We start from the raw sequence: 25562 nt of genomic DNA on the forward strand, positions 1-25562 counted from the left end.
CGCACCGATGGACCTGTCGCTCTCCGAGGAGCAGCGTGACCTGCGGGACGCGGTCCGCTCGCTGCTGGCCAAGCACGCCTCTGCCGAGGCCGTCCGGACCGCGATCGCCGCGCCCACCGGCCGCGACGAGCAGCTGTGGGCGCAGCTCACCGGCGAGCTCGGACTGACCGCGCTGTCGGTGCCGGAGCAGCACGACGGCGCGGGCGCGTCCTTCGCGGAGGTCGCCGTCGTCCTGGAGGAGGTCGGTGCCGCGCTGCTGCCGGTGCCCTATGACTCCACCGTCGTCGTCGCCGAGGTGCTGACGCGGTTCGGCCGCACCGATCTGCTCCCTCCGTTGGGAGACGGCGCCGTGGGCGCGCTGGCGCAGCGCGAGCCCGGTGACCGGTCGTGGCCCCCGCACGTCGGCTGCGTGGCGTCGAGGAATACGCGCAGCCGGTTGCTCACCGGCGTCCAAGCTGCGGTGATCGACGGCGAGGCCGCCGATCTCCTCCTGGTGGCCGCGGTGGACGGTGGGGCAGAGGCGCTGTTCGCCGTCGCCGGGGACGCTGCCGGGTTGAGCCGTGCGGCCGTTCCGTTGATGGACCAGACGCGACAGGCCGCGGACCTGCGGCTCGAGCGCGTGCCCGGTGAACGGGTGGGCGGTCCCGACGCCGTGGCGTTCGCGCGGGACGTGGCTGCGGTCGCCACGGCCTGCGAGGCGGTGGGCACGGCCCGGCGGGCGCTCGAGCGCACCGTCGACCACCTGCGCACCCGGGTGCAGTTCGGCCGGGTGCTGGGCTCCTTCCAGGCGTTGCGGCACCGGGCAGCGGACCTGTTCACGACCGTGGAGGCCGCCGCGTCGACCGCCCGCTACGCCGCCTGCGCGGTGGCCACGGCGCCGGACGAGCTGCCGGTGGTGGCGCCGCTGGCGAAGCTGGTCTGCGCGCAGGCGCTCACCGACGTCGCCGCCGAGGCGATCCAGCTGCACGGCGGCATCGCGATCACCTGGGAGCACGACGCGCACCTGTGGTTCAAGCGGGCAGCGCACGTGCAGCACACCGGTGGCTCACCGGAGCAGCTGCGCCGGCAGCTCGCCCCGGCCGCGGGCCTCTAGCTCCGGGAACGGACCGGAGCCGGCTCGTCGGCAGCCGGCACGGCGCGGACGGCCTCCAGCATCGCGGCGAACCGGTCGTCGGCGGAGGTGTCGGCCGGTGTGGCGACGGACAGCTCGTCGCACAGCCCGCCGTACCAGTCGGCGATCACCGCCGGGAACTCGGCGTAGGTGGCGACGGGCACGATCCTGGCGAGGACGTCGTCGGGCAGGGCGGCCGGCAACTCGTCCCACCGCTGGTCGCGGACCAGCGCGGTGAGCCGCTCACCCAGCTCCTCGTGCCCGAGCAGGGCGAGCGTCGGGCGGTACGCGGGCGTGGACCAGAGAAAGGCCATCTCCGTCCGGGCCCGGCTGAGGGCGTCGTGCAGCGACCGCGCGTCCGGTGCGCTGACGGCCTTGGCGCCCACGACGAGCACCGGGCGCGACACGCGCTGCGCCGCGGCCGCTCCGGCGGTCAGCCAGGGCAGCACGGAGGCGCGCAGGAACCGCGGGTGCGAGTTGGTGGGGTGGGTCACGAGGCCGTCGGCCTCGGCGCCGGCGAGCTCGCACATGAGCCGGTTCACGCCGCCGGTGAAGATCTCAGGTGCCGGCACCTCCAGCGGGCCCGGGTTGAAGTAGGGCTGCAGGCGGTCGAAGCGGTAGTGGGTGCCCTCGTACCGCAGCGGACCCTCGCGGGTGAACGCCGCGAAGATGGCCCGCAGCGCGCGCACGTAGTCGGTCAGCTGCGCGGCGGGGTCCGACCACGGCATCGAGAACCGGCCGACGATGTTGCCCCGCACCTGCGTGGCCAGCCCGAGCTGGAAGCGCCCGCTCGAGAAGCGGGCGAGGTCCCAGGCGGCGTAGGCGACCACCATCGGGCTCCGGGGGAACGCCAGGGTCATGCTGGTGCGGACCCGGATCCGCGAGCTGTGCTCCAGCGCGAGCAGGGCCACCGACAGGGAGTCGTGCAGCGTCTCGGGCACGTGCACCGTGTCGAAGCCCAGCCGCTCCACCCGGCGCACCGCCGCGGGGACGTCGCGCAGCGGTGTCTCCGGCGGGAGGGTGGTGGCCAGCCGCACCGGTCAGCCGCTCCGTCGTCCTGACATCGCCGCGCCGGCTCAGCCGAGGCGTTCGACGATGGTCACGTTCGCCTGGCCGCCGCCCTCGCACATCGTCTGCAGGCCGTAGCGGCCACCGGTGCGCTCGAGCTCGTGCAGCAGGGTGGTCATCAACCGGGCACCGGTGGCACCGAGCGGGTGGCCCAGCGCGATGCCGCCGCCGTTGACGTTCACCTTCGCCAGGTCGGCCCCGGTCTCCTGCTGCCAGGCCAGCACGACGGAGGCGAACGCCTCGTTGATCTCGACCAGGTCGATGTCGTCGAGTCCGAGCCCGGCCTTGCCCAGCGCGTGCGCCGTCGCCGGGATGGGTGCGGTGAGCATCCAGACCGGGTCCGCGCCGCGCACGGAGAGGTGCACGATCCGGGCCCTCGGCGTGAGCCCGTGCTCGCGGACGGCGTCCTCGCTGGCGACCAGCAGCGCCGCGGCGCCGTCGGAGATCTGGCTGGACACCGCGGCGGTCACCCGGCCGCCCTCGCGCACCGGCGGCAGCGAGCGGATCTTGTCCCAGTTCGGCTCGCGCGGGCCCTCGTCCTGCGTCACGCCGGCGATCGGTGCGATCTCCCGGTCGAACCGGCCCTCGGCACGCGCCCGCAGGGCGCGCTCGTGGCTCTCGACGGAGAACTCCTCCATGTCCGCCCGGCTGATGCCCCACTTCTCGGCGATCATCTCCGCCGATCGGATCTGGTCGATCGGCTGGTCGCCGTAGCGCGCGACCCAGCCTGCGGAACCGGAGAACGGGTCCGGGAAGCCGTACTCGTGGCCCGCGGTCATCGCGCTGCTGATCGGCAGCGCGCTCATGTTCTGCACGCCGCCGGCCACGACCAGGTCGGCGGTGCCCGACAGCACCGCCTGGGCGGCGAAGTGCACCGCCTGCTGCGAGGAGCCGCACTGGCGGTCGACGGTCACGCCCGGCACCTCCTCGGGCAGCCCGGCGGCCAGCCAGGCGGTGCGGGCGATGTCGCCGGCCTGAGAGCCGATCGTGTCCACGCAGCCGAACACGACGTCGTCCACCGCGGACGGGTCGACGTCCGCGCGGGTCACCAGCTCCTTCAGCACGTGCGCGCCCAGGTCGGCGGAGTGGATGCCCGAGAGCCCGCCACCACGGCGCCCCACCGGGGTTCGGACCGCCTCGACGAGGTAGGCGGTGCCGATCGTGCGAGCCATGGGAGAACCCTCCTGCCGTGCCGGCGACCGGGACGCCGCCGCGCTGCCGTCCGAAGCCCCAGCATCGCCCGTGGTGGGTGCCCGGCGCGGGGGAGTGCCCGCTGGGTGGGACCCGCCAGCAGCCCCCGGCGGGGAGGACCACCACGGCCGGCGGGCCGAACGAGATGTCGACCGGGCCGTGCGCGCTCTGCGCGGCGATCAGCGCGCCGGCCAGCACGGCACCGGCCGGGTTGCGGGTCGGCTCGACCTCGCGGCCCGCACGGGAGCGGGGCACCGTGCCTCCTGGCGTCAACTCGGGGAAGCGGTCGGCATGGGAGGCGTCGATCCAGCCGTGGTGGCGGGACGGCTTCCTGACCGTCAGCCGGCGTCACCGGGCGCCGGCAGCGTCGCCACCAGCTCGAGGTTGATGCCGTCGGGATCCTGGACGGACAGGATGGCGATGCCGAGCTCCCCGAGCTCGGTGACCTCGCCGTGCTCGACGCCGGCGCTGCCGAGCCGGTCGGCGGCCTGGTGGAGCGCGTCGGGTGAGTCGACGGCCAGGCTGACGTGGTCCAGCCCGATGCGCGTCGGGTCGAACCGGTCGCCCGGGGGCGCGGACGGGCGCAGGCCCAGGAGCTGGCTGCCCAGGGCGTAGGTGCAGCCGCCGAAGAACCGATGCGGGTCCTGGCGGGCGGCCGGGTCGTGGGCCTGGTCGCTGAAGTCGATCGCCGGGCCGACGCCGAGCAGCTGCGCGTAGAAGGCCTTCGAGCGGGTGATGTCGGTGACCGTCAAGCGGACGTGGTGCAGGGCGGTCGGCTGCCAGGACGGTGCGAGGAGGTCTGCCATCCAGCCACCGTCCCGCACCGTGCGGGTCCCCGCGTGCCGGACGGGCCGAGCGCTCCTCCGATCGTGCCGGTCACCGAGACCTGACCCGCCGGCCGGTCGGGGGCGGCCTAGTTTCGGGCCCGGACCCGTTGCTGGTGCCTCCGCCCGGTGGGTGGGACGACGAAGGAGAACCCCGCATGCCCGAAGCAGTGCTCGTCGCCGCGGCCCGGTCGCCGATCGGCCGCGCCTTCAAGGGGTCGCTGCGCGAGCTGCGCGCCGACGACCTCGCCGCGACGGTCGTGCAGGCCGCGCTGGACCAGGTGCCGGCGCTCGACCCCGCCGAGATCGACGACCTGGTCCTCGGCTGCGGGCAGCCGGCGGGGGAGCAGGGGTACGGCCTCGGCCGGATCACCGCCCTGCTGCTCGGGCAGGACGGCGTGCCGGGTACGACGGTGCAGCGCTACTGCGCCTCGTCGTTGCAGAGCACCCGCATGGCGCTGCACGCGATCCGCGCCGGCGAGGCGCAGGTCGTCGTCTCCGCCGGCGTGGAGATGGTCTCGAGGTACACGTTCGGCAAGTCGGACGGGATGCCCGAGACCCGCAACCCGCGGTTCTCCGACTCGGCGGAGCGGACCGGCGACTGGTCGGACCCCCGGCTGGCCGGCCTGCTGCCCGACCCCTACATCGCCATGGGGCAGACGGCGGAGAACGTGGCGCAGCTGCGCGGGGTGACCCGCCGGGCCCAGGACGAGTTCGCGCTGCTGAGCCAGAACCGGGCGGAGAAGGCGATCGCCGACGGGTTCTACGCCCGCGAGATCACCCCGGTCACGCTGCCCGACGGCATGGTCGTCGACGCCGACGACACCCCCCGCGCCGGCGTGACGCTGGAGGCGCTGTCGTCGTTGAAGCCGGCGTTCCGCGAGGACGGCACGGTCACCGCCGGCAACTGCTGCCCCCTCAACGACGGGGCCGCCGCCCTGGTGTTGATGAGCGACACGCGTGCGCGCGAGCTCGGCGTCACGCCGCTGGCCCGCGTCGTCTCCACGGGGGTCAGCGCCCTGTCGCCGGAGATCATGGGGCTGGGTCCGGTGGAGGCATCCCGCCGCGCGCTGGCCCTGGCCGGCATGACCGCTGCCGACATCGACGTCTGCGAGATCAACGAGGCGTTCGCCGCGCAGGTCCTGCCCTCGATCGACGACCTCGGCCTGGACGTCGAGAAGGTGAACCCGCAGGGTGGCGCCATCGCCGTCGGCCACCCGTTCGGCCAGACCGGTGCCCGGCTGACCGTCACCCTGCTCAACGGGCTGCGCGTGCGCGACGGGTCGATCGGCCTGGAGACGATGTGCGCCGCCGGTGGCCAGGGCATGGCGATGGTGTTCGAGCGGCTCAGCTGACCGCCGCGGTCCGGCGCGGCGGTCAGCTCTCGCGCCGGACCGGCGCCATCGGCCCGAACAGCGGCCCACCGCCGAAGAGGTGGCGCAGGGACGGCGGGATATGACCACCGGGCTCGGCGAGGCCGTACCGGACCGCGGCCTCGGCCGTCACCACGGCCTGACCGCTCAGCTGCATCAGGTCGGGGTCCTCGGCCAGCGCACGGACCACCCGCCCCTGCAGCTGCGGGCTCTCGCCCTCGGCCACCGGCACCCCGGCGACCTGCTCGATGCCGCGGGAGAGCAGCGCGTCGGTGCGGACCAGCCCCGGCCACAGGGAGAGCGCGGCCACGCCGTGGGGCAGCAGCTCCCGGGCCATGTCGTGGGTCATCTTGTCCAGCCCCGCCTTGGCGACGCCGTACAGCACCGAGTGCAGGTAGCCGCGGGCGCCGAAGGAGGAGACGTTCACGACCAGCCCGGAGCCCCGGGCCACCATGTGCCGGCAGGCGGCCGTGCTCGCCACCCAGTGGGCTCGCAGGCCGAGCCCGACCAGGTCGTCCCACTCCGCGAGCGGGCGCTCCCAGAAAGGTGGCTCCTCCGCGGCGATGGCCGGTCCCGCCCACACGTTGTTGACCAGCACGTCCAGGTGGCCCTGTTCCGCGACGCAGCGGTCGACGAGGGCGGCGACCGCCTCGTCGTCGCGGTGGTCGCAGACGACGGCGATCCCGTCACCACCGACTGCCGTCACCCGATCGGCGGTCGTGGCGAGCGGAGCGCCGGGGGACGCGGGGCCGCGGCCGGTGACATAGACGGTCCACCCGGCCTCGCCCAGGCCGAGGGCGATGCCCTGGCCCACACCGCGGCTCGCCCCGGTGACCAGCGCGACCGGTCGGCTCACGCGACAGCCTCCTCGATCCGGACGTCCTCGGGCAGGGGGCGGGTGATCAACCACAGCGTGCGCGCGACGCACCGGCTGATCCGCCACTCGCCGTCCTCCACGACGTAGGCGTCGTCGTACTCGACGGCGGCCACCTTCTCCGTGCGGGCGCGCAGGTCGAGCTGCCGGAACCGCAGCGTCCACCGCCCGGTCGCCGACGTCCGGTCGACGATGGTGATGTCGGGGTGCAGGCCGTGGTGCATGTCGAGGACCAGGTGCCGGCCCGCCTCGTCGCGGCGCAGCGCCACCCGCGCGAAGACGTCGGCGAGCCCGTCGGCGTCGTCGTAGCGCCCCATGCGCTCGAAGTCGATGTCGGCGCCGGAGGCGACGAAGCACGCCCGGAATCCGGCCACGTCCTTGCGGTCGCAGGCGCGCCAGTAGCGGTGCTTCAACCGCTCGATGGCCGCGACGGCCTCCAGCGCGGCCAGCCGCTCCTCGACGGAGGCGGACACGTCACTGCTGCTCATCGTCGTCCCTGCTGCACCGTGCCACCGTGGCCCGCGGCAGCGGGAGGGGGCCCCCGCCGATCCCGATGAGCGGGATCGGCGCTCGGAGAGCAGGCGCCCGGTCGCGAAGGATGGCCGGGCCGCCGGCCGGCGGAGGACACGACAGGTGGGGCGAGAGGGCGGGCATGGGCATCCTCGACGGCAAGGTCGCCATGATCACCGGGGCAGGGCAGGGGGTAGGGCAGGGCATCGCGCTCGCGCTGGCTGCCGAGGGCTGCGACGTCGCCGTCCTCGGCCGGACGTTGTCCAAGCTGGAGACGACGTCGGACCTGCTGCGCGCCCGCGGGGTGAAGGCTGAGGCGATCCAGTGCGACGTCACCGAGACCGCGGCGATCCCCGACGCCGTCGAGAAGGTGGTCGACGTCTTCGGCGGCCTGGACATCCAGGTGAACAACGCCTACTTCGGTGCATACGGCCCGCTGCTGTCGATGGACGATCGCAAGTTCCAGCGCGGGTTCGTCAGCGGGCCCTTCGCCGCGTTCGCCTTCATGAAGGCTGCGCACCCGTACCTCAAGGAGCGGCGGGGCAGCATCGTCAACGTGGTCAGCTCGGTGACCGTGCGCTGGGACCTGTCCACGTTCGGCGCCTACGCCTCGGCCAAGTGGGCGCTGCGCTCGTTGACCCAGGCGGCCGCCGACGAGTGGGGGCGCGACGGCATCCGGGTCAACGCGATCGCGCCGCACGCGCTGTCCCCTGGCCTCGCGTCTTGGGTGGAGGCCAACCCGGAGGAGGCGGCGGAGTTTCAGAAGACGATCCCGCTCGGCTACATCGGCGACTGCGAGGAGGACATCGGCCGGGCGGTCGCCGCGATCGTCAGCCCGGCCATGCGCTACCTCACCGGCGCCACCGTCCCGCTGGACGGCGGGCAGGCGAACTTCGACTGACCTCGGAGCCGGCAGGGTGGGTCCGTCGGTGACTGGCCCACCCTGCCCTGGGTGGCACGACCCTCCGCCGGGTCGTCAGCAGGGGCGCAGGACCGCGCGGTCGCCGCGCTCGATGGCGACCACGAACCGGCGGCGGGTCAGCCGCCAGCCCGCCGGCGTGCGCACCCAGCGGTCGCGGTACTCGCCCATGCACTCGTAGAAGGTGCCGGGGTCGTCTGCGCCGACGTGGAACACCCGCCCGTAGGCCAGCGACCGGGCGGTGCCGCCCTCCACCGTCACCCGCACGTTGCCCAGCAGGTGCTGCGACGGCCCGCAGCCGCCCAGGTGCTCCCGGACGCGGGCGACGATCGCTGCCCGGCCGTCGGCCCCGTAGCCGTGGGCGTCCTCGGTGAACGCCGCCCCGAGCGCGGTCCAGTCCCGTCCGTCCAGTGCCGAGGCGACGCCGTGCAGCACCGCCTCGATCGCTGCGCGGTCGCTCACGGCTCCACGCCAGGCGAGTGGCCGGGGACGTCGGCACCGGGGATCCCGCCGGTCAGGAGGTGCGGCGCCTCCTCGCGGCCGTCGAGCACCCGGTTGGTGCGGTCGACCACCTGCCAGCCGCCGGCACCGCGGCGCAGCCGCCAGCGGTTGGCGGTGGCCCGGCGGACCACGAACCGGCCGTTGTCGTGCACGACCATCAGCGAGTGGCAGACCGCGATCGCGTCGTCGCCGGTCACCGTCACGTGGGGCGGACCGACCAGGTGCGCGCAGCCCCCCGCGATCCACCGCTGGTGGGCGGGGGAGCGGACCATGGCGGCGATCTCCGCCGGGCCGGTCATGAGCAGTTCGTCGACGTCGTAGACGCCGTCGGACGCCCACAGCGCGGCGACCCGGGCGGCGTCCCCGCCGTCGACGAGCGGACCGTAGGCCGCGATCACCCGGGCCACAGCGCGCTCGTCCTCGAGCTGCTGCACCCGCTGCTCCAGCCGCGCCAGGCGCCCGGCGAGGTCGGCGCTCACGGAGCGGCCACCGCGTCGACGGCGGCCAGCCGGGCCAGGGCCTCCAACTGCTCGCAGTAGTGCTCGGCGGAGTCGGCGGCCAGCGCGACGTTGACCGTCGTGGCACCGGTCCGCCGGGGCCGGTCCAGCGCCGCGCGGGTGCGATCGGGGTCGCCCGCCGGGTCCAGCGGCCGCCCCGCGGAGAGGACGACCTCGAAGCCGGCCGGGACGTCGACGGGACCCAGCAGGTCGGCGAGCTCGTCGAAGGAGAGCCCGAAGGGCACCCACCCGTCGCCGACGGTGAGCGCCCGGCGCAGCGACTTCAGCGTCCGCCCGCCGATCCACAGCGGTACCCGCTCCTGCTGTGCGTGTGGCTCGACGACGAGACCGGAGAAGTCGTAGAACTCGCCCGCGAAACTCGGCTCGCGCTGGGACAGCGCCGTGCGCAGCGCGGCGATCGCGTCGTCGGCCCGCGGGCCGCGCCCCGAGAACGGGACGCCGAGGAGCGCGAACTCCTCCTCGAGGCTACCGACGCCCAGACCGAGGGTGAGCCGCCCCCCGCTGACCCGGTCCAGCGTCCCATAGCGCTTGGCGATCTCCAGGGGGTGGTGGTAGCCGACCACCAGCACCTGGGTGGCGAAGCGGATCCGCCGGGTGCGGGCGGCCAGGTGACCGAAGGTGGCCAACGGGTCCCAATAGGTGGCGCCGCGGGTCTCCGCGACGTCGACAGGGACGGCGACGTGCTCGCTGCAGGTGAGGTGGGCGAAACCGAGCCGGTCGGCCACCTCGGCGATCAGGCCGAGTTCCTCGATTCCCGCGTCCCGCTCCCACGGCGAGTGGGCCCCCGGCACCAGGGTCACCACCGGGCTGACGATCCCGATCCGCATGCGCGCTCCTCCCACGGGCAGGCGCCGCGTGGCCTGCGTCCGGCTCCGTTGCTACCGGCGGCGGCGCCATGTGCGCCGCCCCCTCCCGGTGGCCGGGAGCGAGAGACCGGAGAAGACGCCGGGTAGGTGTTCCACGTCACGCCCGACGCTGGTACCTTCGGTGGAATAGGAATTCATTCCAGTTCTGGATGGGTGACGTCACCGATGACTGTTCTCGCCGCCGAGCCCGCTGCTGACTCCGCTGCTCCCGCCACCGGGCGGCCGGAGCTGCCCCCGTCGATGGTGGAGCGGATGACGTTGATCCTGGATGCCTTCGACGGTCGTTCCACCCGGCTCACGCTCGAGGACGTCGCCCGACGCACGCACCTGCCGCGGTCGACCGCGCACCGGATCCTGGACCAGCTGGTCCGGTTGAGCTGGCTGGAGCACACCCCGTTCGGCTACCGGCTGGGCCAGCGCGCTCTGGGGTTGGGCGGGCGGGACGGTGGGTTCGAGGAGATCCGGGTCGCGGCCGCACCGCTGCTGCACGAGCTGCAGATCAAGACGGGGCTGGTGGTGCACCTGGCCGTGCTGGAGGGGGCGGCGGTCTACTACCTGGACAAGGTCGGTGGGCGGTTCGCCGGCGCGGTCCCGTCCCGGGTGGGTGGTCGGGCGCCGGCCCACTCGACGGCGCTGGGCAAGGCGATGCTGGCCTGGTTGGAGCCCGAGCAGGTCGACGTGCAGGTGGGCCGGGCGATCGGCCGGCTGACCAGCCGCACCATCGGTGATCTGGGCACCCTGCACCAGGAGCTCAACCGGATCCGCCAGCGCCGGGGGCTGGCCTTCGAGCGGGGGGAGTGCTTCGCGGAGATCTCCTGCGTGGCCGCCGCCGTTCGGGGTCCGGAGGGGCCGTTGGCCAGCATCTCCCTGGTCGGTGACGCGCGGATGCCGTTGGAGAAGGTCGCTCCCCTGGTGGTGGACGCTGCCCGCCAGGTCTCCCTCGCCCTGCACCCCAACCTGGAAACCGGTCGCCGTCCCCGCGCGGTCCGCACCGGAACCGGCCCCACCTGGTCCCCGCAGACGCTGGACCGCCTGCTGGCCGTCGGGACGAACGGCGACTGGCTCTGAGACCCGGTCCCCGCAGACGCTGGACCGCCTGCTGGATGCGCGCGGCGGGCCGGCCACCGCCGGGGCTCATCCCCAGCGGTCGCCCCAGCCCCAGTCCGGCGGTGCGAACTCCGGTTCGGGGTCCACGCCGAACCGGCCTCGGAAGAAGATCATCGGTCGTGTCTCGGGACCGGTCTCCACGTGCAGCACCCGGCCGATGACGACGTCGTGGTCACCGGCCACGTGCACGTCGTAGACCTCGCAGTGCACCCGGAGGAGGACGTCGTGCAGGGCGGGGGCGCCCCACCGCGACCGGTCCCACTCCAGGCCCTCGTACTTCTTCCCACGTGCCGAGCCGAACCGGCCGCAGACATCGGTCTGGTCCTCGGCGAGCACGTTGACGCAGAACTTCCCGGAGGTGCGGATGCGCGGCCAGGCCTGGCCCCGGTGGTCGGCGCAGAACAGGATCAGCGGTGGCTCCAGGGACACCGAGGCGAAGGACTGGCAGGCGAAGCCCACGGCGTCCCGGCCGTCGTGCCCGGTCACCACGGTGACGCCGCTGGCGAAGGCGCCCATGGCACGCCGCATCTCCGCCGGGGTCGGTGGTGCCGGGTCCGGTGCCGTGGCACTGCCCGCAAGGCCTACCGCGGGTCCTGCCGACGGCGACGTGCTGTTCGGCTCGATCGTCCGCATGCGGAGGACGGTAGGAGGGCCACGCGCAGCCGTCCCCGGCCGCGTCCCGGTGACCGGAAGCGGGCGGCGACCGATCGGGGAACCGGCCGCGCCGCCCCGGTCCTGCCCGGCCGTCCCGTTGATCGGGACGCGTGCCGCCGATCACCCCCCGGGCCCACCTACGGTTCCCACGCCCGCCGACCACCCGTCCCCGTGTGCGCTGGAGCTGATCCGCCGATGACCTCCCTGACCCACGAGTCCACGCTCCGGGAGCTGGCCACCGACCAGGGCGTGCTGCGCTACCACGAGGCCGGCAGCGGCCCTCCGCTGCTGCTGCTGCACGGCTCCGGCCCCGGGGTCACCGGCTGGCGGAACTACCGCGGCAACCTGGCCGCCTTCGCCGAGCACTTCCGCTGCCTGGTGCTGGAGTTCCCCGGCTTCGGGGTGAGCGATCCGACCGACCAGCACCCGATGGTCGCCGCGCCCACCTCGGTGCTGCGCTTCCTCGACGGTCTCGGGCTGCACCAGGTGGACGTCGTGGGCAACTCGATGGGCGGGATCGTGGCGGCCCAGGTGGCCGCTGCCCACCCGGACCGCATCCGCCGGCTGGTGACCATCGGTGGAATCGGCCGGAACATCTTCAGCCCGTCACCTGGCGAGGGCATCAAGCTGCTCGTGGAGTTCACCGAGGAGCCGACTCGCGAGCGCCTGGTCCAGTGGCTCCACTCCATGGTGTACGACCCGGCCATGGTCACCGAGGAGCTGATCGAGGAGCGGTGGGCGCAGGCCACCGACCCGGAGACCCTGGCCAGTGCCCGCCGCATGTACGGGCGCAAGGCGATGGAGTCCCGCACGGCAGCGGCAGCGAACTCCGACGCGCCGCCGTACTGGGCCATGCTGCACAAGATCAGGGCGCGCACGCTCATCACCTGGGGTCGCGACGACCGGGTCAGCCCCGTGGACATGGCCCTCATCCCGATGCGCACGATCCCGGAGGTCGAACTGCACGTGTTCCCCAACTGCGGGCACTGGGCGATGATCGAGGCCAAGGAGGCCTGGGAGACCACTGTCCTGGCCTTCCTCACCCGGAAGGACGCGGCGTGACCGCGCGCGGGAACTGGGACGAGGAGTACGACTTCCTCGTCGTCGGCTCCGGGGGCGGCGGCATGGCCGCAGCCCTCACCGCTGCCGACGCGGGGCTGAGCGTGCTCGTCGTGGAGAAGGGCAAGAAGTTCGGCGGCAGCACCGCGATCTCCGGCGGCGGCATCTGGATCCCGAACAACCCGACGTTGCGGGCCAGGGGCCACGACGACAGCCGCGAGTCGATCCGCCGCTACCTGGACCTGCTCACCGAGGGGCGGGTGCCCGCGGCGCGCCTGGACGCCTACGTCGACAACGGTCCGCCCGCCATGGAACTGCTGTGCCGCAGCAAGTGGATGGTCTTCGACTGGACCAAGGGATACGCCGATTACCACCCCGAACTGGAGGGTGGCCGCCCGCTGGGCCGCTCCATCGAGGCCAAGCCGTTCGACACCCGCAAGCTCGGCGAGGACGAGCAGTTCCAGCGCCCCAACAGCATGAAGGGTCCGCTGGGCCTGTGGGTGACCGCGAAGGACTACCACGACCTGGCCATGGTGAAGCGGACCTGGCGTGGTCGGTGGGCGTCGGTCGTCGCCGCCTGGCGGGTGTCGTCCAACGTCGTCCGGCGCCGGCACATGGCCACCGGCGGGCGCGCCCTGGCCGCCCGGATGCGCATGGCGCTCAAGGACGCCGGCATCCCGCTGTGGCTGCGCACCCCGATGACCGACCTCGTGCTCGACGACGCCGGCGCGGTCCGCGGGATCGAGGTCAGCCGTGAGGGGACGCCGATGCGCATCGGTGCCCGCCATGGCGTGCTGCTGGCCACCGGTGGCTTCGACCACAACCAGCAGATGCGTGAGCAGTACCTCCCCGAGGGTGCGCACCCCGACTACAGCGCCGGTGCGCGGGAGATCGTCGGCGACGGCATCCTGCTGGGGCAGAAGGCCGGGGCGGCGCTGGACCTGATGGACGACGCCTGGTGGATGCCCTCGGTGCGCCACCCGGCCGGGGCGGTGATCCCCCTGGTGTCCGAGCGGTGCATCCCGCCCTCGGTCATCGTCGACTCCGCCGGACAGCGGTTCACCAACGAGTCCGCGCCCTACGTCAACTTCGTGCACGACCAGCTGGCCGGCGGGCACGTGCCGGCCTGGTTCGTCATGGATGCCAAGGCCCGCTCGCGGTACCCGTTCGCGCAGATCCTGCCCGGCATGCCTGTCCCCGAGGAGTTCTACGACGCCGGGATCGCCTTCCGGGCGGACTCCCTGACGGGGTTGGCCGAGCAGATCGGTGTCCCGGCCGAGGCGTTGGTCGTCACCGTCGACCGCTTCAACGGCTTCGCCCGCAACGGTGTGGACGCCGACTTCGGCCGCGGCGGCTCGGCGTACGACCGCTACTACGGGGACCCGACGCTGAAGAACCCCAACCTCGACGTCATCGACAAGGGGCCGTTCTACGCCTTCCGCATCGAGGTCGGGGATCTCGGCACCAAGGGCGGCCTGGTCACCGACGAGCGCAGCCGGGTGCTGCGTACGGACGGCGGCGTCATCCCGGGCCTGTACGCGACCGGCAACACCTCGGCGTCGGTGATGGGCAACGAGTACGCCGGCCCGGGCGCGACGATCGGTCCCTCGATCGTCTTCGGCTACGTCGCCGCGAAGGATGCCGCCGCGCGGGCCGCCGACCGGTTCAGCGAGGACCCGCTCCGCCAGTCGGCCTGATCTCCTGAGGAGCAGCACCATGTCGAGCGGACCGCAACGCGTCCGGGTCGTCGAGGTCGTTCGCGAGACCGTCGACGCGCACTCGCTCGTCCTAGAACCCGAGGACCCGCAGCCGTTCGAGTCCTACCGGCCGGGGCAGTTCCTGACCGTCCGCATCCCCTCGGAGCGGGCAGGCGGCGCGGCCCGCTGCTACTCGCTGTCGAGCTCGCCGCACTGCCAGGAACGGCTGAAGGTCACCGTCAAGCGCACCGTGGGCGGCTACGGGTCGAACTGGCTGTGCGACAACGTGGCCGAGGGGATGACGCTGGAGGTGCTGCGGCCCTCGGGCATGTTCACCCCGAAGTCCCTCGACGACGACGTCCTGCTGCTCGCCGGCGGGAGCGGCATCACCCCGGTGATGTCCATCCTCAAGTCGGTGCTGGGCGCGGGCGCCGGTGCGGTGACGCTCGTCTATGCCAACCGGGACGAGCAGTCCGTGATCTTCCGCGACGAGCTGGTCACCCTCGCCAAGGAGCACCCCGACCGGCTGGTCGTACTGCACTGGCTGGAGTCCCTGCAGGGCATCCCCACCGCCGCGGGGTTGCGCGCGCTGACCGGGCCGTACACCGGCCGGCAGGTGTACATCTGCGGCCCGGGACCGTTCATGGATCTCGCCCAGGCGACCCTCGCCGCCGCTGGTGTCCCCGACTCCCGTCTGCACATCGAGCGGTTCACCTCCCTCACCAACGATCCGTTCGCCGACGTGGACGTCGTCGAGCTCGACGTCGAGGACGATGACGTCGGCCCGCCGGCCGAGGTGGAGGTCCAGCTCGATGGCGAGGTGACCACGGTCGCCTGGCCGCGTCGCACCAAGCTGCTCGACGCGCTGCGCAACGCGGGGCTGGACGCACCGTTCTCCTGCCGCGAGGGCAACTGCAGCGCGTGCGCCTGCGTGGTGCTCGAGGGTGAGGCCGCCATGGAGCGCAACGAGGTCCTCGACGCCCACGACCTGGAGGACGGCTTGCTGCTGGCCTGCCAGGCCTTCCCGATCAGCGAGCGCTTCCGGATCACCTACGAGGCATGAGCCCGCCACCGGGTGGGCCTCCCACTCACCGGGAGGTGCCCCCCGGCTCGCGCAGCCCGATGCCACCGTGCAGCTACACCCCGACCGGGGCGCAGGCCAGGACGACGAGAGGCACCGGATGCTCAGCCGATCACAACGCCAGGAGGCGGCCGACCTGCTCTGGGCCGCCGAGCGGGACCGGGCTCCGGTCCAGCCGCTGACCACTGTGTTCCCCGGCATCGACGTCGTCGACGCGTACGAGATCCAGCTGCTGAACATCGCCCGTCAGCGGGCCGACGGCGCCACCGTGCACGGCCACAAGGTGGGGCTCTCGTCCCCGGTGATGCAGCAGATGATGGGGGTGGACGAGCCCGACTACGGCCACCTGCTCGACAGGATGGTGCTCTCCGAGGGCACCCCCGTGCCGGCTGCTCGGTACTGCTTCCCCCGGATCGAGGTGGAGGTGGCCTACGTGCTCGGCGACACGCTGCCGGGGGAGGGGTGCACCGAGGACGACGTCCTCGCCGCCACCGAGTACCTGGCTCCGAGCATCGAGCTGATCGACAGCCGGATCGTCGACTGGCGGATCGGTCTGGCCGACACGATCGCCGACAACGCCTCCTCGGCCGGCGTCGTCCTGGGTGCCGCACGGATGAGTCCGCGCGACCTGGACCCGGCCGACATCGACGCGGTGCTGTTCCAGGACGACGTGGAGGTCGCCCGCGGCAACACCAGCGCCGTCCTCGGCAACCCGACCACCGCCGTCGCCTGGCTGGCCCGCACGGTCGCCTCCTTCGGCGTGAAGCTGGAGGCCGGGCACGTGATCCTGCCGGGCTCCTGCACCCGGGCCCTCGACGTCCGGGCCGGCTCCACCTTCCGTGCCGAGTTCGTCGGACTCGGCTCCGTGGCTTTGACCTTCACCGGGGGAGACCAGTGACCGCCACCAGCAAGGCGACCGCCGCCATCGTCGGCTCGGGCAACATCGGCACCGACCTGCTGTACAAGCTGCAGCGCTCGGCCAGCATCGAGCCGCGCTGGATGATCGGGGTCGACCCCGCCAGCGAGGGTCTGGCCCGGGCGACCGCCCTGGGCCTCGAGTCATCGGCCGACGGTGTCGACTGGCTGCTGGCCCAGGACGAGCAGCCCGACCTCGTCTTCGAGGCCACCTCGGCCTACGTGCACCGCGCCAACGCGCCGCGCTACGCCGAGCGGGGGATCCAGGCCATCGACCTCACCCCGGCTGCCCTCGGCCCCGCCGTCGTCCCCGCCGTCAACCTCGACGAGCACCGCGAGGCTCCCAACGTCAGCCTGATCACCTGCGGCGGCCAGGCGACCATCCCGATGGTGGCCGCGGTGTCCCGGGTGACCGAGGTGGCCTATGCGGAGATCGTGGCCAGTGTGGCGTCACCGTCGGCCGGCCCGGGCACGCGCAACAACATCGACGAGTTCACCCGGGCGACCTCCCGGGGCATCGAGGTCATCGGTGGCGCGCGGCGAGGCAAGGCGATCATCATCCTCAACCCCGCCGAGCCGCCGATGTTCATGCAGGACACCATCTTCTGCGCCATCCCCGAGGACGCCGACCGTGAAGCGATCGCTGCCTCGATCCACAAGATGGCCGACGACGTCGCCGCCTACGTGCCCGGCTACCGGCTGCGCACCGACCCGCAGTTCGACGACCCGAACCCGATGAGCGGCGGGATGGCTCGGGTCGCCGTCTTCATCGAGGTCGAGGGCGGAGGGGACTTCCTGCCGCCCTACAGCGGCAACCTCGACATCATGACCGCCGCGGCGACCGCGGTCGGTGAAGGCTTTGCCGTCCGCATCCTGGCCGACCGCACACCCGCCGCGAGCTGAGGACACCGACCGCCATGACTGCTCTCTCCGCTTTCCCGGCCGCGAAGGCCTACAGCGACGATCTCGACATCCGGATCACCGACTCGTCACTGCGTGACGGCTCGCATGCCAAGCGGCACCAGTTCACTGCTGAGCACGTCCGGTCGATCGTGGGCGCGCTCGACGACGCCGGCGTGCCGGTCATCGAGGTGACGCACGGCGACGGGCTGGGTGGCTCGTCCTTCAACTACGGCTTCAGCCACACCCCCGAGCAGGAGCTGATCAAGGAGGCGGTGAAGACGGCCACCCGCGCCAGGATCGCCTTTCTCATGCTCCCCGGCCTGGGCATCCAGGACGACATCCGCGAGGCGGCCGGGAACGGTGCGTCGATCTGCCGGATCGCCACGCACTGCACCGAGGCCGACATCTCGATCCAGCACTTCGGGCTGGCCCGGGAGCTGGGGCTGGAGACCGTCGGCTTCCTGATGATGAGCCACAGCCAGCCCCCGGAGATGCTGGCGCAGCAGGCGCGGATCATGGCCGATGCCGGCTGCCAATGCGTCTACGTGGTCGACTCCGCCGGGGCGCTGATCATGGAGCAGACCGGCGACCGGATCGCCGCGCTGGTGGCCGAGCTCGGGAACGACGCCCAGGTCGGCTTCCACGGCCACGAGAACCTCGGCCTCGGGGTGGCGAACTCGGTCATCGCCGTCCGCAACGGCGCCCAGCAGATCGACGGCTCCACCCGCCGGTTCGGCGCCGGGGCCGGGAACACCCCGGTCGAGGCATTCGTCGCGGTCGCCGAGAAGCTCGGCATCCGCACCGGCGTCGACACCCTCAAGGTCATCGATGCCGCCGAGGACGTCGTCCGGCCGGTCATGGACGACGAGTGCCTGCTCGACCGGCTCTCCTTGACCATGGGTTACGCCGGCGTCTACTCCTCCTTCCTCAAGCACGCCGACCGCCAGGCCAAGCGCTACGGGGTCTCCGGCGCCGAGATCCTCATCGAGGCCGGACGGCGCAAGCTGGTCGGCGGGCAGGAGGACCAGCTCATCGACATCGCTGTCTCGCTCGCCGAGAAGAACTCCACGCTCGCCGGAAAGAACTGAGGCCCACCGCCATGACCACCACCGCCCTCGACGCGATCACCGAGCGCGCTGACGAGATCCGGGCGCAGGGCGTCGTCAACGAGCGTCTCGGCAAGCTCAGCGACACCGCCGCGAAGACGCTGCGTGACGCGGGCGTCATCCGGATGCTGCAGCCCGCGACCTACGGCGGCGCCGAGGCGCACCCGGTGGAGTGGGCCGAGACCGTGATGGCCACCGCCGCCCTGGACGGCTCCACCGGCTGGGTCGCCGGCATCGTCGGCATCCACCCGTGGGAGATGGCCATGGCCGACCCGAAGGTGCAGGAGGAGGTGTGGGGAGCCGATCACGACGTCTGGATCGCCTCGCCGTACGCCCCCATGGGCATCCTGCGCCCGGTGGAGGGAGGGTACGTCTTCAACGGTCGGTGGCAGTTCTCCTCGGGCACGGATCACTGCGACTGGATCTTCCTCGGCGCCTTCCTCGGCGATGAGAACGGCGACATGGCCAAGCCGCCGCAGAACGTCCACGTGATCCTGCCGCGCTCGGACTACGAGATCGTCGAGGACACCTGGGACGTCGTCGGCCTGCGCGGCACGGGCAGCAAGGACATCATCGTCAAGGACGCCTTCATCCCGTCCTACCGGATCATCCACAACGCCAAGCTGGTCGACGGCACGCAACCCAAGGACGCCGGGCTGACCAACCCGCTCTACCACCTGCCGTTCTCCTGCGCGTTCCCGCTCGGCATCACCTCGGCCGTCATCGGCATCGCGGAAGGCGCGCTGGCCCACCACCTGGCGTACCAGCGGACGCGCGTGCAGATCACCGGGACCAAGGTGAAGGACGACCCGTACGTGCTCTACGCGATCGGTGAGGCCGCCGGCGAGATCGCCGCGTCCCGGGCCGCCTTGCTCGACAACGCCAACCGGATGTACGACCTGGCCGCCGCCGGCCACGAGTTCTCCTTCGAGGAGCGGGCGCTGGGCCGGCGCAACCAGACCCAGGCGGCCTGGCGGGCGGTGCGGGCGGTGGACGAGATCGTCGCCCGGTCGGGTGGGAACGCCATGCGGATGGACAACCCGCTGCAGCGCTTCTGGCGGGACGCCCACATGGGCCTGACGCACGCCATCCACGTGCCCGGCTCGATCAACCACGTGGCCGCGCTGTCCCAGCTCGGCATCGAGCCGCCGCCGGGTCCGATGCGCTCGATGATCTGACCCGCCCATCTCGAACGGAGACAGCACATGACCCAGATCCGTGGCCTCGGATACCTCGAGGTCCAGACCACCGACATCGACCGCTGGCGGGAGCTGACCGTCGGCGCCCTCGGCTTCGCGGTCGGCAGCGGCCCCAACCCGGACGCGTTGTACCTGCGGATGGACGAACGCCGCGCCCGGCTGATCGTGGTGCCCGGCGAGCACGACCACGTCCGCGCGGTCGGCTGGGAGGTCCGTGACCAGTTCGCGCTGGCCGCGGTCGGCCGTGCCGTCGAGGCGTCCGGGGTTGCCGTCAAGGAGCTGTCCCGCGAGGAGTGCGACGACCGCGGCGTCGAGGAGGCGATCGCCTTCCAGGACCCGTCCGGCACTCCCGTCGAGGTGTTCTTCGCGCCGATCCTCGACCACTCGCCGCTGCTCACGGGACAGGCCCAGCGGTTCGTGACGGGGGGGCAGGGGATGGGGCACGTCGTGCTCCCCACCACCTGCCCTGACGAGACCGTGGCGTTCTACTGCGAGGTGCTCGGCTTCAAGCCGCGCGGTGCCATGCGCCTCGGCGGGCCGACGTCGTCGCGGCGGGTTCGGTTCATGGGGGTCAACCAGCGTCACCACAGCCTGGCCATCGCGCCGGCACCCCACGGTGAGCCGCCGGGCCTGGTGCACCTGATGGTCGAGGTCGACACGCTGGACGCCGTGGGCCGTGCGCTGGACAACGTGAACCGGGCCGGCTTCTCCCTGTCGTCGACGCTGGGTCGGCACACCAACGACAAGATGGTGTCGTTCTACGTGCGTGCCCCCGGCGGGTGGGACATCGAGTACGGCTGCGAGGGCATGCTGGTCGACGAATCCTCCTACACCGCCGAGGAGATCACCGCCGACAGCTACTGGGGCCACGACTGGTCGGGCTCGGAGCCCCTGGCCGCGTTCGTCCCGCGGAAGTGAGCCGTTCGGTCGCCCCGGTGCAGGCCTCGGCGATCGAACGGGCCGAGGCCGAGGCCGACGTCCTCGTCGTCGGCCTCGGCTGTGCCGGTGCGGCGGCCGCCGTCGAGGCGGCCGCCGCCGGCGCGTCGGTGCTCGTGCTGGAGCGCGCGTCCGGCCCCGGTGGCTCCTCGGCGCAGTCCGGCGGCGAGCTCTACCTCGGCGGCGGCACCTCGGTGCAGAAGGCCTGCGGCTTCGACGACGACGCCGAGTCGATGTTCGCCTACCTGCGGGCAGCGCTCGGCCCGCACGCCGACGAGGAGAAGCTGCGGCTGTACTGCGAGGGCAGCGTCGAGCACTTCGAGTGGTTCCGCGCTCTTGGTGTGCCCTTCCAGGAGACGCTGTTCGACGCGCCCACCTGGATGCCGCTGACCACCGACGGTCTCATGTGGCTGGGTGAGAACGCTTGGCCCTACGACCACCAGGCCCGGCCGGTCCCGCGCGGGCACCGCCCGGCCGCCCCGGGGTTCGCCGGCGGGCTGCTCATGGAGCGGCTCGTCGGCGCCGTGTGCGGGGCCGGGGCCCGGATCGAGAACGACGTCCGTGCCGCTGCCCTGGTGGTCGAGGACGGGCGGGTGGCCGGCGTGACCGCCCGCCGCTTCGGCGCGGACGTGGCCTTCCGCGCGCGACGCGGCGTCGTCCTCACGACCGGGGGCTTCGTCGACGACGAGGCGATGCTCGCCGCGCATGCCCCGGTGCTGCTCGGCCACGGCAAGGTCAGCGACGGTGGCGACGACGGCAGCGGCATCCGCATGGCCACCGCGCTCGGCGCGGCGACCCGCCGGATGGGCTCGGTGCAGGTGGCGCTGACCGCGCTTCCGGCGGCGGCGGTGCGCGGTGTGCTGGTCAACGCGGTCGGTCAGCGGTTCATCAACGAGGACGTCTACCCGGGTCTGTTCAGCTCGGCGGCCGTGAAGCACCAGCCCGGCCCGTGGTGGGTGGTCGTCGACGAGGCCGGGTGGGAGTCGATCCCGGCCGGCGATCTCTGGGGGGTTCGTCCCCGGTACGCCGCCGAGACCATCGCCGAGCTGGAGGCCGAACTCGGCATCCCGGCCGGGGCGCTGGAGGCGACGGTCATGGTCTACAACCGGCATGCCGCCGCGGGGGAGGACCCGCTGTTCCACAAGAACGCGGAGTGGCTCCGCCCGCTGGAGCCACCGTTCGCCGCGCTGGACCCCCGGCTGGGGTTCGCCAGCGGTCGCGACGCCACGCCGCAGGGAACCGGCGCGGCCGGCTTCACCCTCGGCGGCCTGCACACCACCGTCGACGGCGCCGTGCTCGACGTGTCCGGGACGGAGATCCGCGGGCTGTTCGCCGCCGGGCGGGCCAGCGCCGGGATCCACGGCGAGGGATACATCAGCGGGACGTCGCTGGGTGACGGCACCTTCTTCGGCCGGCGCGCCGGCCGGGCGGCCGCGACAGGCGCGGACCGGCGACCATGACGGAGAGGCAGGCGATGGACCGCTACGAGGGCAAGCGGGTGTTCCTCACCGGGGCGGGCTCCGGGATCGGCCGGGCGACCGCGGTCCGGCTGGTGGCCGAGGGGGCGACGGTCTTCGCCGTCGACCGGGACGCGGAGGGGCTGGCGGCGACCTGCGAGCTGGTGGCGGATCCCGCGCGGCTGATGTGCCACTCCGCCGACCTCTCGACCGAGGAGGTCGTGGTGGCCGCGGCAGCGGCCGGGGTGGCCGAAGTGGGCCGGGTCGACGTGCTGGCCAACGTGGCCGGGACGCTCCGGACCACGCCGATGGAGACGCTCGATCTCGACGACTACCGCTGGCTGCTGGCGATCAACCTCTTCGCACCGGTCACGCTGTGCCGGGAGCTGCTGCCGCACATCCCCGACCGCACCGGCGTGATCGTGCTGACCACCTCGACCGCGGCCACGAAGGCGCACCCGGGCATGACCGACTACGCGGCCTCCAAGGGCGCGCTGCTGTCGTTCGCGGTGAGCCTGGCCGCCGAGCTGGCGCCGCGCCGGATCCGGGTGGTTCCCGTGTCGCCGGGTGGGGTGGCCACGCCGCTGACGATGAACAAGGAGCGGATTCGAAGGGGTCGACGTCTCCTAGTACGCCCGTACGTACCCGCTGTGGGGTAAGCCGGGCAAGCCGGAGGACCTGGCCGCGGCGATCGCCTTCGCCGGGTCCGCCGACGGCGCCTACCTCAACGGGACGGAGTTCCGGCTCGACGGCGGTTCGCACGTGTGACCGCCGATGCCCAGGGCGCCTGACCGGAGTCAGGGGATCAGGAGCACACCGCCCAGCGAGACGCTCGCGACCACGACGGTGGAGACCAGCGCGAGCAGCAGCGGACGTGGCCCGACCCGGCGGAGGGAGCTGAGCCGCACCCCGCAGCCCAGCGCGAACATGGCGGCGGACAGCAGGCCCACCTGGACGGCTCCGGCCACGTGCAGCACCGCCCCGGGGACGATCCCGGTGGACCGGACCACCACCATGGCCAGGAAGCCGACGACGAACAGCGGCACCAGCGGCGGACGCCGCCCCTCCGGCCCGCCGGCCGGCTGACGCCGTCGCTGCCAGCTCACCGCTGCGATCACCGGGGCGAGCATCAGGACCCGCGCGAGCTTGACCACCACTGCCACCGTCAGCGCGCCCGCACCCATCGTGCCGCCGGCCGCGACCACCTGGGCCACCTCGTGGATCGCGCCACCCGCCCAGAGCCCGCCGACGTGCTCGGACAGGCCCAATCCGGCGGCGGTCAGCGGCACCAGCGGGAGCATCAGCGTGCCGAAGAGCACGACCAGCGCGACGGCGGTGACGACCTCCTCCTCGTCGGCATCGACCACGCCGTCGACCGCTGCGACGGCGGCGGCCCCGCAGATCGAGAAGCCGCAGGCGATGAGCAGTCGCTGGGTGGCGCCGACGCCCAGGAGGCGGCCGACCAGCAGGGTCGAACCGATACCTCCCGCCACGATCGCCACCACCACCCCCAGCATCCCGGTGCCCAGCCCGAGGACGTCGCCGAGCAGCAGCTGCAGGCCCAGGAGCACGATGCCCAGGCGCAGCAGCCGCTTCGCGGAGAAGGCGAGGCCCGGCTGCACCGTCGCCGGCAGCCGGACGACGTTCGCCAGGAGCACCCCCAGCCCGATCGCGATGATCAGCACGCTGACCGACGGCACGACCCGCTGCACGACGAAGGAGGTGACCACCGCTGCTGCGCACAGGGTCAGGCCCGGCAGCGTGTGCCACCGCCCGCCTTCCGGGCCGCGGTGCACGGCGGCAGGGTGGACGCCGGCGGCAGAGGGATCCATGCCACCGAGGGTGGTCCCGAGCTGCGGGCACCGGTAGCCACCGACCGGACATGGCTCCATATGCTGGTGATATGGCAGCGCAGGTCAGCTGGGGTGACCTCCGGTTGCTCGAGCTGATCGTCAGCGTGTCCGAGCACGGCAGCCTGGGGGCCGGCGCTCGCGCCGTGGGCATGGCCCAGCCCAATGCCAGCCGTGCGGTCGCCCGGTTCGAGCGCGCCAGCGGGGTGCGGGTGCTGCGGCGCTCGGCCCGCGGGTCGACCCTCACGCCCGAGGGCGCCCTGGTCGTGGACTGGGCGCGAGGCGTGCTGGATGCCGCGGACCGGCTCAGCACCGGGCTCGAGGCCCTGCGAGCCGGTGGCGGCCACCGGCTCGGCATCGCCGCGAGCATGACCGTGGCGGAGTACCTGGTGCCGGTCTGGCTCGCCGAACTGCGACGGCACCACCCGGAGGTGCGCGTGGCGCTGGCCGTGCAGAACTCGGCGGAGGTCGCCGCCGGGGTAGCGGCCGGTGGCTACGACGTCGGCTTCGTGGAGTCTCCCGAGCTGCCCGGCGGCCTGCACCGGGCACCGGTCGGTGCCGACGAGCTGGTGGTCGTCGTGCACCCCGGCCACCCCTGGGCCCGCCGGCGCGCGCCGGTCCCGGCAGCCGAGCTGGCCGCCACGCCGCTGGTGGTGCGCGAGACGGGGTCGGGCACCCGCACCGCGCTGGAGGCCGCGCTCGGCGGACCGGCCGCGATGGCGGAGCCGGCGCTGGCCCTGACCAGCAACGCCGCCGTGCGGCTGAGCGTGGTGGCCGGTGGGCCGCCCGCGGTGCTCAGCGCGCTGGCGGTGGCCGCTTCCGTCGCCGCGGGCGAACTGCACCGGGTGCCGGTCACGGGCGTGGACCTGCGCCGGGAGCTGACCGCGGTCTGGGCCGGGCCACGGCGGCTGGACGGGGAGGCCGGGGACCTGGTCCGCATCGCGCAGCGCCGGGCCGCGGTCCCGCGGAACCGTTGATCCCCGGTCAGCGACCGATCAGCCGCTGGTGGCCGGCGTGCGCCTTCTCCAGCAGCGCGGCGCGTTCGGGACCGCTGCGCTTGGCCGCGACCGCGTCGTTGCCTCCGGCGATCCACACCGGACCGTGGGGCAGGTGCGCCAGGCCCTCTCGTGCGACGTCGTCGGGCTCGGCCACGATCAGCCCCGGGACGGAGAAGTCCAACCCGGCCCGCTCCATCGCCGGCGTGCGGGTGACGCCCAGCACCAGTTCCAGGACGTGCACCCCGTGCTCGCGGAGCTCCAGCCAGAGCCCTTCGGCGAACACCCGCCCGAAGGCCTTGGCCGCCGAGTAGACCGCGGTGTGGGCGGTGCCCAGGTAACCGGCCAGGGAGCCGACGAGCAGGATCCCGCCGCGCCCGCGCAGCTTCATCCGCCCCCCGAAGTGGTGGGTGAGGGCGAGCTGGGCGGTGATGTTGAGGTCGATGACCCCCTGGAAGCGCTCCAGGTCACCGTCGACGAAGTCGCTCCCGTAGCTGTTCGCCCCGGCGTTGAAGACCAGCAGCCCGACCTCGACGTCGTCGGTGGCCTCCCGGATGGCCTTTACCGCGCCGGGATCGAGCAGGTCCAGCTCGAGGGTCCGGACCGTCACGCCCTTCGCCCGTACCGCGTCAGCGGTCTCGGCGAGCGGCCCGGGCTTGCGGGCGATGAGCACCAGGTTGATCCCGGCGTCCGCGAGCTGCTGGGCGAACGCTGCACCCACGCCCTCGGAGCCGCCGGCGATGACCGCCCAAGGGCCGTAGGTGGCAGCGTCGATCATGGCGAACCTTCTTTCCTCGGCGCGCGAAGGTGCCCCAGCCGGCCCGGGAGCCGGACCGACGGGGGCGCGA

General features: G+C 73.1%; 26 protein-coding genes. 15 read left to right on the plus strand and 11 right to left on the minus strand.

Features of this window, described 5'->3' with window-relative positions; all coding sequences use genetic code 11:
- The first annotated feature begins 7 nt into the window (after window positions 1–7).
- A complete protein-coding gene (locus D0Z06_RS15555; protein WP_117378467.1) occupies window positions 8–1093 on the plus strand; it encodes an acyl-CoA dehydrogenase family protein in 1086 nt (361 codons plus the stop codon).
- Here the strand turns inward: D0Z06_RS15555 and D0Z06_RS15560 are convergent.
- From D0Z06_RS15560 to D0Z06_RS15570, 3 genes are all read right to left on the minus strand, one after another.
- Window positions 1090–2148 carry a TIGR03617 family F420-dependent LLM class oxidoreductase gene (locus D0Z06_RS15560; RefSeq protein WP_117378468.1) on the minus strand — a complete coding sequence of 353 codons (1059 nt, stop codon included), beginning with the start codon at window positions 2146–2148 and terminating at the stop codon, window positions 1090–1092. The genes D0Z06_RS15555 and D0Z06_RS15560 overlap by 4 nt on opposite strands.
- A 39-nt stretch (window positions 2149–2187) precedes the next feature.
- Entirely contained in the window at window positions 2188–3351 is a 1164-nt protein-coding gene (locus D0Z06_RS15565; RefSeq protein ID WP_255419351.1) for an acetyl-CoA C-acetyltransferase, read from the minus strand.
- A gap of 357 nt (window positions 3352–3708) precedes the next feature.
- Window positions 3709–4176, minus strand: coding sequence for a VOC family protein (locus D0Z06_RS15570; protein ID WP_117378541.1), 468 nt, complete (start codon window positions 4174–4176; stop codon window positions 3709–3711).
- 176 nt (window positions 4177–4352) lie between these two features.
- Between D0Z06_RS15570 and D0Z06_RS15575 the strand changes: the two genes are divergently transcribed.
- On the plus strand, window positions 4353–5549 hold the full coding sequence (locus D0Z06_RS15575; RefSeq protein WP_117378469.1) for an acetyl-CoA C-acetyltransferase: 1197 nt from the start codon (window positions 4353–4355) through the stop codon (window positions 5547–5549).
- Window positions 5550–5571: 22 nt separating this feature from the next.
- On the opposite strand, the gene D0Z06_RS15580 is transcribed toward D0Z06_RS15575, so the two are convergent.
- Window positions 5572–6423 carry an SDR family NAD(P)-dependent oxidoreductase gene (locus D0Z06_RS15580; protein ID WP_117378470.1) on the minus strand — a complete coding sequence of 284 codons (852 nt, stop codon included), beginning with the start codon at window positions 6421–6423 and terminating at the stop codon, window positions 5572–5574.
- A complete protein-coding gene (locus D0Z06_RS15585) occupies window positions 6420–6929 on the minus strand; it encodes a nuclear transport factor 2 family protein (protein WP_117378471.1) in 510 nt (169 codons plus the stop codon). The genes D0Z06_RS15580 and D0Z06_RS15585 overlap by 4 nt, the downstream gene beginning before the upstream one ends.
- A 164-nt stretch (window positions 6930–7093) precedes the next feature.
- On the opposite strand from D0Z06_RS15585, the gene D0Z06_RS15590 reads away from it, so the two are divergent.
- On the plus strand, window positions 7094–7852 hold the full coding sequence (locus D0Z06_RS15590) for an SDR family NAD(P)-dependent oxidoreductase (RefSeq protein ID WP_117378472.1): 759 nt from the start codon (window positions 7094–7096) through the stop codon (window positions 7850–7852).
- Between the two features lie 75 nt (window positions 7853–7927).
- On the opposite strand, the gene D0Z06_RS15595 is transcribed toward D0Z06_RS15590, so the two are convergent.
- From D0Z06_RS15595 to D0Z06_RS15605, 3 genes are read right to left on the minus strand one after another with little or no spacing between them, the layout of a single operon-like run.
- Window positions 7928–8332 (minus strand): nuclear transport factor 2 family protein, encoded by a 405-nt coding sequence (locus D0Z06_RS15595; protein ID WP_117378473.1) that lies wholly within the window; start codon window positions 8330–8332, stop codon window positions 7928–7930.
- Window positions 8329–8850: a nuclear transport factor 2 family protein gene (locus tag D0Z06_RS15600; protein ID WP_117378474.1), complete on the minus strand. Its 522-nt coding sequence runs from the start codon at window positions 8848–8850 to the stop codon at window positions 8329–8331. Before D0Z06_RS15600 ends, D0Z06_RS15595 begins: the two co-directional genes overlap by 4 nt.
- A complete protein-coding gene (locus D0Z06_RS15605) occupies window positions 8847–9716 on the minus strand; it encodes a TIGR03619 family F420-dependent LLM class oxidoreductase (RefSeq protein ID WP_117378475.1) in 870 nt (289 codons plus the stop codon). The genes D0Z06_RS15600 and D0Z06_RS15605 overlap by 4 nt, the downstream gene beginning before the upstream one ends.
- 204 nt (window positions 9717–9920) lie before the next feature.
- On the opposite strand from D0Z06_RS15605, the gene D0Z06_RS15610 reads away from it, so the two are divergent.
- Window positions 9921–10823, plus strand: a complete 903-nt coding sequence (locus D0Z06_RS15610) for an IclR family transcriptional regulator (protein ID WP_117378476.1) — start codon at window positions 9921–9923, stop codon at window positions 10821–10823.
- 66 nt (window positions 10824–10889) lie between these two features.
- On the opposite strand, the gene D0Z06_RS15615 is transcribed toward D0Z06_RS15610, so the two are convergent.
- Window positions 10890–11378, minus strand: coding sequence for a flavin reductase family protein (locus D0Z06_RS15615; RefSeq protein ID WP_233517723.1), 489 nt, complete (start codon window positions 11376–11378; stop codon window positions 10890–10892).
- A 333-nt stretch (window positions 11379–11711) separates the two neighbouring features.
- On the opposite strand from D0Z06_RS15615, the gene D0Z06_RS15620 reads away from it, so the two are divergent.
- The 10 genes from D0Z06_RS15620 (at window position 11712) to D0Z06_RS15665 (ending at window position 22528) form a co-directional block, all read left to right on the plus strand.
- Window positions 11712–12578 (plus strand): alpha/beta fold hydrolase, encoded by an 867-nt coding sequence (locus tag D0Z06_RS15620; protein WP_117378478.1) that lies wholly within the window; start codon window positions 11712–11714, stop codon window positions 12576–12578.
- Window positions 12575–14272: an FAD-binding protein gene (locus D0Z06_RS15625; RefSeq protein WP_117378479.1), complete on the plus strand. Its 1698-nt coding sequence runs from the start codon at window positions 12575–12577 to the stop codon at window positions 14270–14272. The genes D0Z06_RS15620 and D0Z06_RS15625 overlap by 4 nt, the downstream gene beginning before the upstream one ends.
- 19 nt (window positions 14273–14291) lie before the next feature.
- Window positions 14292–15335 carry a ferredoxin--NADP reductase gene (locus D0Z06_RS15630; RefSeq protein WP_117378480.1) on the plus strand — a complete coding sequence of 348 codons (1044 nt, stop codon included), beginning with the start codon at window positions 14292–14294 and terminating at the stop codon, window positions 15333–15335.
- Window positions 15336–15402: 67 nt separating this feature from the next.
- Window positions 15403–16251 (plus strand): 2-keto-4-pentenoate hydratase, encoded by an 849-nt coding sequence (locus tag D0Z06_RS15635; protein WP_199522343.1) that lies wholly within the window; start codon window positions 15403–15405, stop codon window positions 16249–16251.
- Window positions 16248–17171, plus strand: coding sequence for an acetaldehyde dehydrogenase (acetylating) (locus D0Z06_RS15640; protein ID WP_117378482.1), 924 nt, complete (start codon window positions 16248–16250; stop codon window positions 17169–17171). Before D0Z06_RS15635 ends, D0Z06_RS15640 begins: the two co-directional genes overlap by 4 nt.
- A 14-nt stretch (window positions 17172–17185) precedes the next feature.
- Window positions 17186–18259 (plus strand): 4-hydroxy-2-oxovalerate aldolase, encoded by a 1074-nt coding sequence (dmpG, locus tag D0Z06_RS15645; RefSeq protein WP_117378483.1) that lies wholly within the window; start codon window positions 17186–17188, stop codon window positions 18257–18259.
- Between the two features lie 11 nt (window positions 18260–18270).
- Window positions 18271–19455, plus strand: coding sequence for an acyl-CoA dehydrogenase family protein (locus tag D0Z06_RS15650; protein ID WP_117378484.1), 1185 nt, complete (start codon window positions 18271–18273; stop codon window positions 19453–19455).
- A 27-nt stretch (window positions 19456–19482) separates the two neighbouring features.
- On the plus strand, window positions 19483–20394 hold the full coding sequence (locus D0Z06_RS15655; RefSeq protein WP_117378485.1) for a VOC family protein: 912 nt from the start codon (window positions 19483–19485) through the stop codon (window positions 20392–20394).
- Between the two features lie 17 nt (window positions 20395–20411).
- Complete coding sequence (locus D0Z06_RS15660) at window positions 20412–21872, plus strand: FAD-dependent oxidoreductase (protein WP_233517724.1); 1461 nt, start codon at window positions 20412–20414, stop codon at window positions 21870–21872.
- The gene (locus D0Z06_RS15665) at window positions 21869–22528 is read left to right on the plus strand and encodes an SDR family NAD(P)-dependent oxidoreductase (protein WP_199522344.1); all 660 of its coding nucleotides are present in this window, start codon (window positions 21869–21871) and stop codon (window positions 22526–22528) included. The genes D0Z06_RS15660 and D0Z06_RS15665 overlap by 4 nt, the downstream gene beginning before the upstream one ends.
- A gap of 138 nt (window positions 22529–22666) precedes the next feature.
- On the opposite strand, the gene D0Z06_RS15670 is transcribed toward D0Z06_RS15665, so the two are convergent.
- On the minus strand, window positions 22667–23701 hold the full coding sequence (locus tag D0Z06_RS15670; RefSeq protein WP_117378487.1) for a YeiH family protein: 1035 nt from the start codon (window positions 23699–23701) through the stop codon (window positions 22667–22669).
- 71 nt (window positions 23702–23772) lie between these two features.
- On the opposite strand from D0Z06_RS15670, the gene D0Z06_RS15675 reads away from it, so the two are divergent.
- Window positions 23773–24696, plus strand: coding sequence for a LysR substrate-binding domain-containing protein (locus D0Z06_RS15675; RefSeq protein WP_117378488.1), 924 nt, complete (start codon window positions 23773–23775; stop codon window positions 24694–24696).
- Between the two features lie 7 nt (window positions 24697–24703).
- Here D0Z06_RS15675 and D0Z06_RS15680 read toward each other — a convergent pair whose 3' ends face one another.
- Complete coding sequence (locus tag D0Z06_RS15680; RefSeq protein ID WP_117378489.1) at window positions 24704–25492, minus strand: SDR family NAD(P)-dependent oxidoreductase; 789 nt, start codon at window positions 25490–25492, stop codon at window positions 24704–24706.
- Window positions 25493–25562 lie beyond the last annotated feature (70 nt).

This window comes from Geodermatophilus marinus (assembly GCF_003428645.1).
GTDB lineage: Bacteria > Actinomycetota > Actinomycetes > Mycobacteriales > Geodermatophilaceae > Geodermatophilus.

Excerpts from the sequence above, each read along its gene's own strand:
- D0Z06_RS15555 (WP_117378467.1), top strand. The coding sequence starts at position 8 with ATGGACCTGTCGCTCTCCGAGGAGCAGCGTGACCTGCGGGACGCGGTC.
- D0Z06_RS15565 (WP_255419351.1), bottom strand. The coding sequence starts at position 3,351 with ATGGCTCGCACGATCGGCACCGCCTACCTCGTCGAGGCGGTCCGAACC.
- D0Z06_RS15570 (WP_117378541.1), bottom strand. The coding sequence starts at position 4,176 with ATGGCAGACCTCCTCGCACCGTCCTGGCAGCCGACCGCCCTGCACCAC.
- D0Z06_RS15575 (WP_117378469.1), top strand. The coding sequence starts at position 4,353 with ATGCCCGAAGCAGTGCTCGTCGCCGCGGCCCGGTCGCCGATCGGCCGC.
- D0Z06_RS15585 (WP_117378471.1), bottom strand. The coding sequence starts at position 6,929 with ATGAGCAGCAGTGACGTGTCCGCCTCCGTCGAGGAGCGGCTGGCCGCG.
- D0Z06_RS15590 (WP_117378472.1), top strand. The coding sequence starts at position 7,094 with ATGGGCATCCTCGACGGCAAGGTCGCCATGATCACCGGGGCAGGGCAG.
- D0Z06_RS15605 (WP_117378475.1), bottom strand. The coding sequence starts at position 9,716 with ATGCGGATCGGGATCGTCAGCCCGGTGGTGACCCTGGTGCCGGGGGCC.
- D0Z06_RS15610 (WP_117378476.1), top strand. The coding sequence starts at position 9,921 with ATGACTGTTCTCGCCGCCGAGCCCGCTGCTGACTCCGCTGCTCCCGCC.
- D0Z06_RS15615 (WP_233517723.1), bottom strand. The coding sequence starts at position 11,378 with ATGGGCGCCTTCGCCAGCGGCGTCACCGTGGTGACCGGGCACGACGGC.
- D0Z06_RS15620 (WP_117378478.1), top strand. The coding sequence starts at position 11,712 with ATGACCTCCCTGACCCACGAGTCCACGCTCCGGGAGCTGGCCACCGAC.
- D0Z06_RS15630 (WP_117378480.1), top strand. The coding sequence starts at position 14,292 with ATGTCGAGCGGACCGCAACGCGTCCGGGTCGTCGAGGTCGTTCGCGAG.
- dmpG (WP_117378483.1), top strand. The coding sequence starts at position 17,186 with ATGACTGCTCTCTCCGCTTTCCCGGCCGCGAAGGCCTACAGCGACGAT.
- D0Z06_RS15650 (WP_117378484.1), top strand. The coding sequence starts at position 18,271 with ATGACCACCACCGCCCTCGACGCGATCACCGAGCGCGCTGACGAGATC.
- D0Z06_RS15655 (WP_117378485.1), top strand. The coding sequence starts at position 19,483 with ATGACCCAGATCCGTGGCCTCGGATACCTCGAGGTCCAGACCACCGAC.
- D0Z06_RS15665 (WP_199522344.1), top strand. The coding sequence starts at position 21,869 with ATGACGGAGAGGCAGGCGATGGACCGCTACGAGGGCAAGCGGGTGTTC.
- D0Z06_RS15670 (WP_117378487.1), bottom strand. The coding sequence starts at position 23,701 with ATGGATCCCTCTGCCGCCGGCGTCCACCCTGCCGCCGTGCACCGCGGC.
- D0Z06_RS15675 (WP_117378488.1), top strand. The coding sequence starts at position 23,773 with ATGGCAGCGCAGGTCAGCTGGGGTGACCTCCGGTTGCTCGAGCTGATC.
- D0Z06_RS15680 (WP_117378489.1), bottom strand. The coding sequence starts at position 25,492 with ATGATCGACGCTGCCACCTACGGCCCTTGGGCGGTCATCGCCGGCGGC.